Annotated in this window: 10 protein-coding genes; 5 read left to right on the top strand and 5 right to left on the bottom strand. The window is 70.2% G+C overall.

Annotated features, from left to right (window positions below; translation table 11 throughout):
* The coding region (locus BGO15_RS00920) for an energy-coupling factor transporter transmembrane component T (protein ID WP_286746656.1) at positions 1–591 on the top strand (591 nt) is incomplete at its 5' end.
* A gap of 87 nt (positions 592–678) precedes the next feature.
* On the opposite strand, the gene BGO15_RS00925 is transcribed toward BGO15_RS00920, so the two are convergent.
* The 3 genes from BGO15_RS00925 to BGO15_RS00935 all read right to left on the bottom strand — a co-directional run bounded on the left by BGO15_RS00925 (position 679) and on the right by BGO15_RS00935 (position 4270).
* Positions 679–1842 (bottom strand): acyl-CoA dehydrogenase family protein, encoded by a 1164-nt coding sequence (locus BGO15_RS00925; protein ID WP_045247535.1) that lies wholly within the window; start codon positions 1840–1842, stop codon positions 679–681.
* A 146-nt stretch (positions 1843–1988) separates the two neighbouring features.
* Positions 1989–2705, bottom strand: a complete 717-nt coding sequence (locus BGO15_RS00930; RefSeq protein WP_056209604.1) for a response regulator — start codon at positions 2703–2705, stop codon at positions 1989–1991.
* On the bottom strand, positions 2702–4270 hold the full coding sequence (locus tag BGO15_RS00935) for an ATP-binding protein (RefSeq protein WP_200934413.1): 1569 nt from the start codon (positions 4268–4270) through the stop codon (positions 2702–2704). The genes BGO15_RS00930 and BGO15_RS00935 overlap by 4 nt, the downstream gene beginning before the upstream one ends.
* A gap of 173 nt (positions 4271–4443) precedes the next feature.
* Here BGO15_RS00935 and BGO15_RS00940 point away from each other — a divergent pair, with 173 nt between their 5' ends.
* From BGO15_RS00940 to BGO15_RS00950, 3 genes are read left to right on the top strand one after another with little or no spacing between them, the layout of a single operon-like run.
* Entirely contained in the window at positions 4444–5439 is a 996-nt protein-coding gene (locus BGO15_RS00940; RefSeq protein WP_056206286.1) for a Bug family tripartite tricarboxylate transporter substrate binding protein, read from the top strand.
* A complete protein-coding gene (locus BGO15_RS00945) occupies positions 5436–5990 on the top strand; it encodes a tripartite tricarboxylate transporter TctB family protein (RefSeq protein WP_082482965.1) in 555 nt (184 codons plus the stop codon). The genes BGO15_RS00940 and BGO15_RS00945 overlap by 4 nt, the downstream gene beginning before the upstream one ends.
* A 7-nt stretch (positions 5991–5997) precedes the next feature.
* Positions 5998–7659 carry a tripartite tricarboxylate transporter permease gene (locus BGO15_RS00950; protein WP_082482964.1) on the top strand — a complete coding sequence of 554 codons (1662 nt, stop codon included), beginning with the start codon at positions 5998–6000 and terminating at the stop codon, positions 7657–7659.
* A 25-nt stretch (positions 7660–7684) separates the two neighbouring features.
* Here BGO15_RS00950 and BGO15_RS00955 read toward each other — a convergent pair whose 3' ends face one another.
* Positions 7685–8602, bottom strand: a complete 918-nt coding sequence (locus BGO15_RS00955) for a M15 family metallopeptidase (protein WP_056206283.1) — start codon at positions 8600–8602, stop codon at positions 7685–7687.
* Positions 8603–8724: 122 nt separating this feature from the next.
* Here BGO15_RS00955 and BGO15_RS00960 point away from each other — a divergent pair, with 122 nt between their 5' ends.
* Positions 8725–9801, top strand: coding sequence for an Rv2578c family radical SAM protein (locus BGO15_RS00960; RefSeq protein ID WP_056519718.1), 1077 nt, complete (start codon positions 8725–8727; stop codon positions 9799–9801).
* Positions 9802–9853: 52 nt separating this feature from the next.
* On the opposite strand, the gene BGO15_RS00965 is transcribed toward BGO15_RS00960, so the two are convergent.
* Complete coding sequence (locus tag BGO15_RS00965; RefSeq protein ID WP_056519715.1) at positions 9854–12082, bottom strand: DEAD/DEAH box helicase; 2229 nt, start codon at positions 12080–12082, stop codon at positions 9854–9856.
* Between the last annotated feature and the right edge of the window lie 199 nt (positions 12083–12281).

The raw sequence follows: 12281 nt of genomic DNA on the forward strand, positions 1-12281 counted from the left end.
CTGCTCGTGCTGGCGCTGCCGGTCGCGATCGTCGCGCTCGCGCTGCTGTTCGCGCTGTGGGTCGACCCCGCCACGGTCGCCGACACCCGCGTCGCGGTGGGCATCGCCGGGCGCGACCTCACCGTCGGCGCGCTCACCGTCGGGGCGGCCACGGCACTGCGGCTGGCGGCCATCACCGCGCTGCTGTTCGCCGCGGGCTCGGCGGCCGACGGACCGGACCTCGTGCGGGCGCTCGTGCAGCACCTGCGCGTGCCCTACCGCGTCGGCTACGCCGCCCTCGCCGCGCTGCGTTTCGTGCCCCGGTTCGCGCGCGAGCTCGACGTCATCCGGCGCGCGCACCGGGTGAGGGATGCCGCGCCCCCCGGCCCGTTCACCGCGCTCGCGCGGGGATTCGGCTACGCGGTGCCGCTGCTGGCCGGGGCCATCCGCCACGCGGAACGCGTGGCGCTCGCGATGGACGCGCGCGCGTTCGGCGCCCACGCGACTCGCACCGAGCCGCGGGTCGCACGCTGGCATCGCCTCGACACCGCCGTGGTCGCCGGGGGCTGGGTGCTCACCGTCGCGGTCTTCGTCGTCGTCGCCGCATCCTGACCCGAGACCCACGCCGCGGGGCGGCGGCTCCTGCCCGCGCATGACGAGGGGGACGAGGCATCCGCCCCGTCCCCCTCGTGCCGAGCGTCAGCGCTTGCCGACGATCTGACGCGACACGATGTCGCGCATGATCTCGTTCGTGCCGCCGTAGATGCGGTGCACGCGCGCGTCGAGGAACGCCCGGGCGATCGGGTACTCGGTGATGTAGCCGTAGCCGCCGTGCAGCTGCACGCCGAGATCGAGCAGCTCCCACTCGCGGTCGGTCGCCCAGAACTTCACCTTCGCGGCCTCCTCGGCCGTGAGCTTCTTGTCCTTGTAGAGCAGCATCGCGCGGTCGATGTACGCCCACATCACATCGACGGTCGTGGCCATGTCGGCGAGACGGAACCGGGTGTTCTGGAAGTCGGAGATCGACTGGCCGAACGCCTCACGGCTGAGCGTGTAGTCGCGCGTCCAGACGAACGCGGCCTCGCCCGCGGCGGCCGCCGCGACACCGATCGAGAGGCGCTCGAGAGGCAGGTTCATCATGAGCTGGATGAAGCCGAGGCCCTCCTTGCCGCCGATGAGGTTCTCGTCGGGCACGAAGACGTCGCTGAACGAGAGTTCGGCGGTGTCCCACCCGTGGAAGCCCATCTTCTCGAGCTTCTTGCCGTGGTCGAAGCCCTCCATGCCGCTCTCGAGGATCAGCAGGCTGAAGGCCTCGGGACGGTTGCCCTCGCCGGTCTTCACGAACGTGACGACGATGTCCGCGGTCTTGCCCGAGGAGATGAAGGTCTTGGCGCCGTTGACGATGTAGCCGCCGTCGACCTTCTTCGCGGTGGTCTTGATGCCGCGCAGGTCGCTGCCCGCGCCGGGCTCGGTCATCGCAAGCGCACCGAGCACCTCGCCGGTGGCCATGCGCGGGAGCCACTTCTCCTTCTGCTCCTGGGTGCCCATGTGCACGAGGTACGGAACCGCCAGGTCGTCCTGGATGCCGAACGCACCGGCAAGCGAGCCCTGTCCGACGCCGATCGTCTCCTCGAGCACAATCGAGCGGAAGCGGTAGTCCTGCAGCATGCCGGCGCCGCCGAACTCCTCCGGCACCGACAGGCCGATGATGCCCGCCTCACCCGCGGCCAGCATGGTCGCGCGGTCGATCTCGCCGTCCTTCTCCCACTGCACGCGCTTCTCGTTCGTCGCGTACCGCTTGAGGAACTCCTTGACGACGTCGCGGAACGCCTCGTGGTCCTCGTCGTAGATGTCGCGCTCCATGTGCGCAGTCCTTCCGTCTTCGCTTCGGCGGGATACCCGCTCGCGGCTGCGCTCGTGGCCACGCCGCCCCTGCGATCCTAGGTCGCGAGGCGGGCCGCAGGCCAGGGCATTGTGGAATTGCATGTCACCGTCTGCGGAACTCGGTGTCAGCGTTGTGGGGATGCCGCAACCGGGCCGGAGCAGCGGGATTCCGCGGCGATCCGGTACCGCGTTCGAGGGCGACCGGCAGTGCCGTAGTCAAGTGACCGGGTCGCGGTGCCCGAGTCGGCGAGGTGCTCGAGGTAGCGCCGACAGCTGACGCGAGAGAGTCCCGCGAGGTCCGCGATTTCGGCAGCGCTCGCCTCGCCCGCCTCGGCGAGCGCACTGCGCACGACGAGGAGCGTCGGAGCACTCAAACCCTTGGGCAGCTGCCGCCTGGCGCCGGGTCGCATCAGAGCATCGACCGAATCCTGGTCGAGCCCCGGGCGCATTGACTGCGGCACCCGTCGCTCAGCAAGGACATCGTCGATACGCGCATGAAGATCGTCCGCCGTGAACGGCTTCACCAGGTAATGCCGAGCACCGCGCATGCGAGCCGCTCGCACGGTGTCGACGTCACGGGCCGCCGTCACCGCGATGACCTCCGGCTGCACGATCGTGCCGTCGGAACGCAGCACCCGCAGGGCCTCGAGCCCGGTGAAACCGGGGAGGAACACGTCGAGCAGCACGAGATCGGGCGCGAGATCGCGCACCAGTCGCACCGCTTCCGGACCGGTCGCAGCCGTGCCCACGACCTGACATCCGCCGTGGGCGTCCACGAACCGGGCGTGCAGAGATGCGACGGCCGGAACATCGTCGACGATGAGCACGCGGAGGACGTTCATCGTGCGGTCACCGCCATCGGCACCCGTAGCTCGACCTCGAAGCACGCCCCGCCCCAGGGAGACCGCGACACCCGGGCCCCGCCACCGCGACGCCGCGCGACCCGCGCGACGAGAGCGAGGCCGATGCCGCGGCGGCGACCGGCGACATCCTTCGTGCTGAACCCTTCGTCGAAGGCGCGCCGAGCGACCTCATCGTCGAGGCCGGGGCCCGAATCGTCCACCCTCACACGCACCTCGCCCGACACCGCCTGCACGACCACCGCGACGCGATCCTCGGCACGACACGCGTCGAACGCGTTGTCGATGAGGTTGCCGATCACCGTGCGCAGATCATCGGATGCCTCCCCCGGCACCGTCCCCTCGACGTCCACCGTCATCACGAGCCCCCGCTCGCGCGCCTGCGCGAGCTTCACCGACAGCAGCGCCGCCAGTTCCGCGCCGAGGTTCGCGGCCGGCTCATCGACGGCGAGCGCCCCGCCTGAGCGACTCTTTGCGACGAACTCCCGAGCCTCATCGATCTGGCCGATCTCGAGCAGTCCGGAGATGACATGCAGGGAGTTGGAGAACTCGTGTGCCTGCGCGCGCAGTCCGTCGGTGAGCGACTGCGTGCCATCCATCTCCCGCAGCGCCGCGTGGAGCTCGGTGTGATCCCTCAGCAGCAGAGTGCCGCCCACGCGCCGGCCGTCATCGTCGATCGTGCCGGTGCCGCGGGCGATCAGTGCCCGCTCGCCCGCCAGCACGAGTCGCCCGTCGGGCTCGCCTTCCTCGAGCACGGCGAGGATCGGCGCATCGACCACCTCGGTGAGCGGGCGCCCGACCAGATCGTCGACGTTGAGCAGTCGTGCTGCGGCGTCGTTGGCCATCGAGACACGGCCGTCGCTGTCGACGGTGACGACACCCTCACTGAGACGGTGGAGCATCGTCTCCCGGCTGTCGACGAGCTCGGCGATCTGCTGGGGCTCCAGCCGGAAGATGCGCCGGCGAACGAGGGCGGTGACTCCAGCCGCTCCGAACACGCCGACCAGCGTCGACCCGGCGACCGCGACCAGCAGCCAGGGCAGCCAGATCTGCACGTCCGCGGCGAGGGCCGACTCCAGCATGCCGACGGACACGGTTCCGATCACGCGCTGCGCGTCGTCAAAGATCGGGACCTTCACGCGCCACGACTCGCCGAGGGTCCCGGTCTGCGTGCCGACATAGACCTCACCGGACAGCGGAACCGAGGGATCGGTCGACACCTTCTCGCCGATGCGCTCAGGGTTCGGATGGCTCAGCCGAATGCCGGCGGCATCCGTCACGACGACATAGGCGAGCTGCGAGGACTCGCGCAGCACCTCGGCGATCGGCTGGATCTTCGCGCTCGGATTCGGCGAGTCGAGGGCGTCATGGATCGAGGGCAAACGGGCGATCGATTGAGCGACGCCGACCATGCGCTCACGATGGGCGTCTCTGATGGCCAGTTCCTGCACGCTGATGGCGACCGCGCCCGTCGCGACCGTCACCACGCACACGATGGCGGCCTGCAGCAGAAGCAACTGCAGCCTCAGCGACATTGCTCGGCGCATGGAGGACATTCTGCCCGTTGGGTGGCGCTGACGGCGGCGCGCACGAGACCAATACTTTCCGAACCCTCGCTTACTTTCGCAAGCGCGCCCGAGCACATCGACCCCCCTAACGTCGGGTGGCATTGAGGGGATGCGACGGCGCATCCCCGTACTCGAAGGAGAGTCGACCTCACATGCGCACACGCTTCGCCACCGCCGCCCTGCTCGCGGCGGTCGCCCTCAGCTTGACGGCCTGCCATCCGCAGGCATCGAGCGGCGGCTCTGCAGCCGGACCGTCATCTGTGCAGATCATCGTTCCCGCCGATCCTGGCGGCGGCTGGGACCAGACCGGTCGCGCGATCTCGTCGACTCTCACCGGCGACAAGCTGGTCGGCGCCGCTCCGGTCAACAACGTGGGCGGCGCCGGAGGCACGGTCGGCCTCGCCTCGCTCGCGAATGAGCGCAACCCGTACACCCTCATGGTCACGGGCCTGGTCATGGTGGGCGCGGTGGAGACGAACTCGGCGCAGAACCGACTCGAGGACACGACACCGATCGCCCGGCTGACCGACGAGCCCCTGGTGGTCGTCGTGCCCAAGGATTCGCCGTACCAGACGCTCAAGGAGTTGGTCGACGCGGTGCTCGCCGATGGGCAGAAGATCACCATCACCGGCGGCTCCGCCGGTGGCGCCGACCACATCCTCGCGGGGCTGCTGCTCGAGTCCGCAGGCCTCGACGGGGCGGGCATCACCGAGAAGCTCAACTATGTGCCCAACTCCGGCGGCGGTGAAGCGGTGTCGCTGCTTCTCGGCAAGAACGCGTCGGCCGGCATCTCCGGCGTCGGCGAATTCGCCGAATACGTCACCTCCGGTGACCTGCGCGCCCTCGCGGTGTCCAGTGACGCCCCGGCGGCCCTGATCCCTTCGGCGCCCACCATGACCTCGCAGGGCTACGACGTCGTCTACACGAACTGGCGCGGGCTTCTCGCACCGGGCGGTATCAGCGCCGAGCAGAAGCAGCAACTGGTCGACCTGATCACCCGCATGCACGCATCGGCTGCGTGGCAGGCGACGCTCAAGGACAAGGGCTGGACGGACGCGTTCCTCACCGGGGATGAGCTCTCGACATTCCTCACCGCCAACATCTCCGACGTGCAGTCGACGCTGAAGAACATCGGGCTCACGTCGTGACGACGGACATCACTCCCACCTCCGGGGCGGCGTCGCCGCCCCGGAGGTGGAGCGGGGATCGCATCGGGGAGCTCGTGTTCGCGGCGCTGGTGTTCGGCCTCGGCCTCTACGCGCTGATCGGCGCCTTTGCGATCCGCACCCCCGCCGGCGCCCAGGTGGGCCCGCGCGTCTTCCCGTTCCTCGTGTCGGCGCTGCTCATCGGTGCCGGCGTCGCTCTCATCTTCGGCGTGCTCCGCGGCCGCCTCGGTCAGCGCGAGGAGGGCGAGGACATCGATTCGAGTGCCCGCACCGACTGGTGGACGATCACGAAGCTCGTGCTGCTGTTCGTCGGCGTCGTTCTGCTGCTGGACGTTCTCGGCTGGTGGCTCACCGCAGCACTTCTGTTCGGCGGCGCAGCCCTCAGCCTCGGCGCCAAGAAGTGGTGGATCGCTCTCACCGCCGGGCTCGTTCTGGGCATCGCAACCCAGATCCTGTTCGGCGAGGGCCTCGGGCTCTTCCTCCCCCGCGGCTGGGCATTCGACGCCTGGTACGGCCCCGGCCCCCTCTTCTAGGAACCTCATGGACAACATCTCCCTCCTCCTGCAGGGCTTCGCCACGGCCGTCCAGCCCGAGTACCTGCTGTTCGCGTTCATCGGCGTGCTCGTCGGAACCGCCGTCGGCGTACTCCCCGGCATCGGGCCGGCGATGACGGTGGCGCTCCTGCTGCCGCTGACGTACTCACTGCCACCCACCGCCGCGATCATCACGTTCGCAGGCATCTACTACGGCGGCATGTATGGCGGCTCGACCACGAGCATCCTGCTGAACACCCCGGGCGAGTCGGCGTCGGTCATCACGGCGATCGAAGGCAACAAGATGGCCAAACTCGGTCGGGGAGCAGCAGCGCTCGCGACTGCCGCCATCGGCTCATTCGTCGCCGGCACCATCGCGACCGCCCTCCTGACGCTCTTCGCGCCGGTGATCGCCGGCTTCGCGGTCAACCTCGCGCCGGCCGACTTCGTGGCCCTCATCGTCGTGGCGTTCATCACGGTAGGCGCGCTGCTGGGTTCGTCGGTCTCCCGCGGCATCGCCTCTCTCGGCATCGGCCTGCTCATCGGCCTCGTCGGCACCGAGCAGACCACCGGTCAGGCGCGCTACACGATGGGCATGCTTGCGCTCTCCGACGGCATCAGTGTGGTTCTCGTCGCGGTCGCGCTGTTCGCAGTCGGCGAGGCGCTCTACGTTGCAGCGAGACTGCGCAGCGGGCCGATCCCGATCATCCCCGTGACTCGCGGATGGCGCAGCTGGATGTCCCGCGAGGACTGGCGCCGATCGTGGAAGCCGTGGCTGCGCGGCACCGCGATCGGCTTCCCGATCGGAACGATCCCGGCGGGCGGCGCCGATGTCGCCACGTTCCTGTCGTACGCCACCGAGAAGCGCTTCTCGCGCCACAAGAAGCAGTTCGGACGTGGGGCGATCGAGGGGGTCGCCGGCCCCGAGGCAGCCAACAACGCCGCCGCCGCCGGTGTGCTCGTCCCGCTCCTGACACTCGGTCTTCCGACGACCGCGACCGCCGCGATCATCATCACGGCATTCCAGTCGTACGGCATCCAGCCCGGGCCGCAGCTCTTCCAGTCGCAGGGCGACCTGGTGTGGGCGCTCATCGCGAGCCTCTACATCGGCAACGTGCTGCTACTGGTGCTGAATCTGCCGCTCGCGGGCATCTGGGTGAAGCTCCTGCAGATCCCCCGTCCGTACCTCTACGCCGGAATCCTGACGTTCGCCGCCCTCGGCGCCTACGCGGTGCGGTTCTCGACGATCGACGTGCTCATCCTTCTGATCGTCGGGGCACTCGGGTATGTCATGCGGCGCTTCGGCTACCCGGTGGCCCCCCTCATCGTCGGCCTCATCCTCGGCCCGATGGGCGAGCAGCAGCTGCGTAAGGCGCTCCAGCTGAGCCAGGGCAGCATGGGCGATCTCGTGCTGCATCCGTTCGCGGCGACCTGTTACGCGGTGCTGATCGTGCTCGTCGCCGCGGGACTATGGCTCAAGCGTCGTCAGAACCGTTATGAGCGTGCCCTCGAGGCCTCGCTCGCCGCAACGACATCCCCCGCCGCAGCGGTGGATCGGCTGTGGGACGAGGGCGAGCGTCCGTCCGAGGTGTCGACCGACACGATTCGAACGGAAGAGGCAACGCGTATGGCGCGAGCCGCGCAGCGCGATCGACACGACGAGCGATGACGGATGCCTCGGGTGGCCGGACCGGTCACCCGAGGTAGTTCGGCGCGGCGGGCAGTCCGAAGAACGCCTCGAGCGTGTGGAACCCGCCGTCATGGTACGCCGCCGCGAGCTGCGGCCCGATGTAGCGCAGGTGCCAGGGCTCGGAGTCGTACCCCGACACCGCCGTCTGCCCCGGCTCGTAGCGCACGATGAATCCGTAGCGCCAGCCGTTCTCGGCCACCCATTTCCCGGCCGCCGACGTGCCGAAGCCGTCCATCGTGCCGCATCCGGCAGAGGTGCACGAGACGACGTCCGTCGCGAACCCGGTCTGGTGCTCGCTGTATCCGGGATGAGCGCTCGTCGCATCGGCAGCCGCCTTGCCGCCGTTCGCGACATTCGACGCGTACGTGCTCACCTGCGTCTGGTACGACCGGTAGCCGCTCACCACCCCGAGGCCGCCCACGCCCGCAGCGGCCGCGGCATCCGACATCGTGGTGAGGGCGGCAGCGGCGGGCGGCTGCAGTTGACCTGCCCCGTTCACGAGGCGCACACCGACCTTGGCGAGCGCGGCCGGCGCGAAGGACAGCGGCTCGAGCGGGCGCGCCTTGTCGACGACGACCCAGACGTGGTTCGCGTCGGCGAGGGTGATGCAGGGGGCGTCTCCGGAGACCACGGCGTCGCGGAACGCGGCACCACCGCCCACGGCCGTGATGACGGCCTCGTCGTCACGCGCGGCGAGCGCCGCGGTGACCGCCGGGTCGTCGCAGGGCCGCGGCGCCGGGTTGGGCGTCGACGTGAGTGCCGGGACGGGGAGTGCGGCAGCGACGGCGGGCGCAGCGGCCACGTGTCGCGGCGCCACGAGACGCGGCAGCACCGCGAACGCGCACGCCGACGCCACCACGATCGCGACCAGGCCGATCGTGACGGTCCATCGGAGCGCGGAGATCCGCGGGGCGTCGGCCATCAGTCCATTGTGTGCCGCGATGCGTGCGGCCGCGACCCATCGCATTCACATACCCTCACCTATTTACGATAGTGGGCGCCGCCAGACTTGACTTAACATCGATGCTTTGTTCGACTGTGCGCATGAGGTGGAACGGTCAACGCGTCGGAGAGACGGATGCCGCGGCCCTCGCGGGCCTCGACCGCGATGGCGGCATCGTGCGCAGCGTCACGACTCCCGAGTTCGCAGGCATCACCTTCCACGAGGTGCTGGCCAAGTCGGCGCTGAACCACGTGCCGGGGGCATCCGCGATGCCGTTCGACTGGACGGTGAACCCCTACCGCGGGTGCAGTCACGCCTGCGTCTACTGCTTCGCGCGCGGCACGCACACCTATCTCGACCTCGACGGCGGTCGCGACTTCGACACCCAGATCGTCGTGAAGATCAACGTCGCGGAGGTGCTCGCCGCCGAGGTGCGCCGCGGCAGCTGGGGCCGGGAGCACGTCGCCCTCGGCACCAACACCGATCCGTATCAGCGGGCGGAGGGGCGCTATCGGCTCATGCCGGGCATCATCGACGCGCTCGCCTCCTCGGGCACACCGCTGTCGATCCTCACCAAGGGCACGCTGCTGCGCCGCGACCTCCCGCTGCTCGCCGCCGCGCACGACGAGGTGGACGTATCACTCGCGTTCTCGATCGCCGTGTTCGACGACGCCCTGCAGAGCGCTCTCGAACCCGGCACCCCGACGGCCGCCGCGCGCCTGGCGACGGTGCGCGCCGCCGCCGACGCGGGCTTCCGCCCGACGGTGTTCCTGATGCCCGTGCTCCCCCACCTCACCGACTCGATCGCCCAGCTCGACGATGCGCTGCGGCGTATCCGTGAGGCGGGAGCGGCGCGCGTCGTCTACGGCGCTCTGCACCTGCGCCCGGGCGTGAAGCCGTGGTTCTTCTCGTGGCTCGCGCGGGAGAGGCCCGACCTCGTCGGGTCGTACCGCGGGCTGTTCCCCGGGGTGTCGGCGACGACCCCGGCCGCCTACCGGCAATGGCTCGCGCGACGGATGCGTCCGCTGCTGCGCGCCCATCGACTTGACGGGCGGGATGAGACCGAACTGCCCACGCGCACCCGTCGGGGCGCGGCATCCGCCCCGCCCGCGGTGCGCACGACGGGCGCCTCCGCGGTGCCCACCCCACAGACGACCGCGGCCGCCCGTCTGTTCTGACGGACGGCCGCGAAGGCGGCGACGGGGCTCGGCTCGGGCCCGCGTCATCGGATCAGGCGTCGACCTCGGCGAGCTGGCGACCGGCGAGCTCCTCGATGAGGTCGTCGCCCGGGCGGGCATCCTCGAAGGGCGCGTTGATCTCGGCGCGCTCGAGCATCTCCGTCATGCGACGACGACGCTGACGGGTGATGAGGGTCACGACCGTGCCGCTGCGACCCGCGCGTCCGGTGCGGCCCGAGCGGTGCAGGTAGGTCTTGTACTCGTCGGGAGCGTCGGCCTGCACTACGAGGTCGATGTCGTCGACGTGGATGCCGCGGGCCGCGACATCCGTCGCCACCAGCACACGCACCTTGCCGTCGGTCAGACGCTGCAGGTTGCGAGTGCGCTTGGCCTGGTTGAGGTCGCCGTGCAGCGCGACGGCCGGGATGCCGGCGTCGTCGAAGCTCTCGGCGAGCATCTCGGCGTAGGCGCGGGTGCGGGCGAAGACGAGCGTCTTGCCCTCACGGTCGACGAGCGAGGTGACGACCTCGGCCTTGTCGCGGTGGTCGATCACGAGCACGCGGTGGTCGATCGTGCCCGACTCCTGCGTCTCACCGGCGACCTCGTAGACCTCGGGCTCGACGAGGAACTCGTCGACGAGGGCGGCGACCTCACGGTCGAGGGTCGCCGAGAAGAGCAGCTTCTGACTGCCCTCGGCGGTGCGACGCAGGATGCGCTGCACCGGCTCGACGAAACCGAGCTCGCACATGTGGTCGGCCTCGTCGAGCACCGCGATGCTCACCTCGGAGAGGTCGAGACGACCCTGCTCGATGAGGTCCTCGATGCGGCCCGGGGTGCCGATGATGATGTCGACGCCCTTCTTCAGCGCGCCGACCTGACGGGCCTGCGGGACGCCGCCGTAGATCTGCGTGGTGAACAGGCCCACGCTGCGGGCGATCGGCTGCACGGTGCGGTCGATCTGCAGCGCCAGCTCGCGCGTCGGCGCGAGGATGATCGCCTTGGGGGCGCGACCGTACTCGCGCTTGCTGCCGGCCTGCGCGCGCAGGATCGACTCGACGAGCGGCGCGCCGAACGCGATCGTCTTGCCGGAGCCGGTGCGACCGCGGGCCAGCACGTCACGGCCGGCGAGGATCGGGCCGATCGTCGCCGCCTGGATCGCGAACGGGGCGGCGGCGCCGAGCTCGGCGAGGGCCTTCACGATGTTCTGACCGAGACCGAGCTCGGCAAAACCCTGACCCTCGACGGTCTCGGCCTCGACGGCCTGCGCCTCGAGACGCTCGTGCACGACGTCGACGTGCTCCTCGAAGCGGGCAGGCTTCGCGTTCCAGTCGGCGCGGTTCGGGGCGTCGTCACGACGGGGACGGGCATCGCGGCGGTCACCCGTGCGCGGGGCGCGGTCGTCGCGGCGGTCGCGGTCGCCGAAGGAGGGACGGTCGCCGCGGTCGCGGTACGACGGACGGTCGTCACGGTCACGAGCCGGACGACGCTCCGCCCGGTCACCGTACGACGGACGCTCGGAACGCTCGCCGTACGGACGACGCTCGGCGCGATCGCCGAAGGAGGGCCGGTCGCCGCGGTCGCCGTACGCGGGACGCTCGTCACGGTCACGCGCCGGACGACGCTCGGCACGGTCACCGTACGACGGACGCTGGTCGCGGTCGCCGTATGCGGGACGCTCGGAACGCTGACCGTACGCGGGACGCTCGCCGCGGTCGCGATACGACGGGCGGTCGTCACGGTCACGCGCCGGACGACGCTCCGCCCGGTCACCGTACGACGGACGCTCGGAACGCTCGCCGTACGGACGACGCTCGGCACGGTCGCCGAAGGAGGGACGGTCGCCGCGGTCGCCGTACGCGGGGCGGTCGCCGCGATCGCGGTACGACGGACGCTCTCCGCCGCGGGCGGGACGATCGGTGCGGTCGCCGTACGACGGACGCTGGTCGCGGTCGCCGTAAGGGCGACGCTCGCCGCGGTCCTCGAAGGAACGACGGTCGTCGCGGTACGAGCCGCGACCGCCGTCGGCGGCGTGCTGACGGATGCCGCGAGCCTCGTCGCGGCCGGCCTTCTCCTGGGCGCTCCAGCGACGCTTGGGCGCCTCGGCGGCCTGCTCGTCGGCGCGATATCCGCGGTGGTTGGGGCTCTTGGAGCCGGGACGGGCCGTGGCGCTCGAGCTCTCGCCCGGGCGGCGCTTGCGGTCCTGGAACCCGGTCTTCGACCCGTAGCGCGGGTCGAAGTTCTTCGCCGGACGACCGCCGGCGGGCTTCTTGTTCTTGGGCATGGTGAGTTCTTCTTCCTCGTGTCTGAACGCACGAGAACAGCGCTCGGTTCATGCCGAGCATCCCGGGCGCACGTGGGCCGGGGGCCGTTCAAGTGATGGTGGTCATGAGCGCCGAATAGCGCACACCATCGGCCCCGAGGACTCACACAAGAAAGAAAACCGCGTCACGCGGTGTCCGAAGCCGACCCTCTATCGTAGC

Origin of the sequence: Microbacterium sp. 71-23 (assembly GCF_001897265.1) — a bacterium.
Classification (GTDB): Bacteria; Actinomycetota; Actinomycetes; order Actinomycetales; family Microbacteriaceae; genus Microbacterium; species Microbacterium ginsengisoli.

Bases quoted from the DNA above. Each gene is read 5' to 3' on its own strand.
- BGO15_RS00925 (WP_045247535.1), bottom strand. From the start codon at position 1,842: ATGGAGCGCGACATCTACGACGAGGACCACGAGGCGTTCCGCGACGTC.
- BGO15_RS00930 (WP_056209604.1), bottom strand. From the start codon at position 2,705: ATGAACGTCCTCCGCGTGCTCATCGTCGACGATGTTCCGGCCGTCGCA.
- BGO15_RS00935 (WP_200934413.1), bottom strand. From the start codon at position 4,270: ATGCGCCGAGCAATGTCGCTGAGGCTGCAGTTGCTTCTGCTGCAGGCC.
- BGO15_RS00940 (WP_056206286.1), top strand. From the start codon at position 4,444: ATGCGCACACGCTTCGCCACCGCCGCCCTGCTCGCGGCGGTCGCCCTC.
- BGO15_RS00950 (WP_082482964.1), top strand. From the start codon at position 5,998: ATGGACAACATCTCCCTCCTCCTGCAGGGCTTCGCCACGGCCGTCCAG.
- BGO15_RS00955 (WP_056206283.1), bottom strand. From the start codon at position 8,602: ATGGCCGACGCCCCGCGGATCTCCGCGCTCCGATGGACCGTCACGATC.
- BGO15_RS00960 (WP_056519718.1), top strand. From the start codon at position 8,725: ATGAGGTGGAACGGTCAACGCGTCGGAGAGACGGATGCCGCGGCCCTC.
- BGO15_RS00965 (WP_056519715.1), bottom strand. From the start codon at position 12,082: ATGCCCAAGAACAAGAAGCCCGCCGGCGGTCGTCCGGCGAAGAACTTC.